Below are 524 nucleotides of genomic sequence, written 5' to 3'. Positions count from 1 at the left end.
CTAAAGCCTCCGGACAACGTCGAGGACACAGTGCTGACAAATTTATATAACCAACAATTGAGACAAACCATTGCGGAACTGCCAAAGACGCAGCGAAAACGGTTTGTCTCTTTTTATTTGCAGGGACTTACCGAAGCAGAAATTGCAAAGATAGAGGGCTGTACCCAACAGGCCGTAGCGAAATCTATAAAAGCCGCCCGAAAAAATATTTTAAAAAAATTAAAAAAGTAGGGTTGTATTTCAGACTCTAACTGTGGAAACAGGTGAAGGGACATAAAATCCCGACACCTGTTTCCTTTTATACAGGACAGGAGTGTACCTTGGCAATTGAATACCCATTCATCAAATACCTTCCCATTGCTGATGTGATGAGCATCAGCCGCCTTAGTGGTTACGCCATGATCTGCTGAAAAGTAGGCAAACAGATCTCACCTTATTACGTTTATCTGTGTCTGCATCTTTTCGGCAGGGAGCGAGAAATAGCTGCTATAACTGCCAGGCTGCTCCTGGTAGGGCCATGAAAC

The 524-nt window shown here is 43.7% G+C and carries 1 protein-coding gene; it reads left to right on the top strand.

Going from position 1 to position 524, the window contains the following annotated elements:
• Positions 1-231 (top strand): RNA polymerase sigma factor (locus NE619_RS17975; RefSeq protein ID WP_305146674.1); only part of this gene is annotated, 231 nt, incomplete at its 5' end.
• Positions 232-524 lie beyond the last annotated feature (293 nt).

Source organism: Anaerovorax odorimutans (assembly GCF_024459955.1).
GTDB lineage: Bacteria > Bacillota > Clostridia > Peptostreptococcales > Anaerovoracaceae > Hominibacterium > Hominibacterium odorimutans_A.
This window is presented reverse-complemented; position numbering and strand designations above follow the sequence as displayed.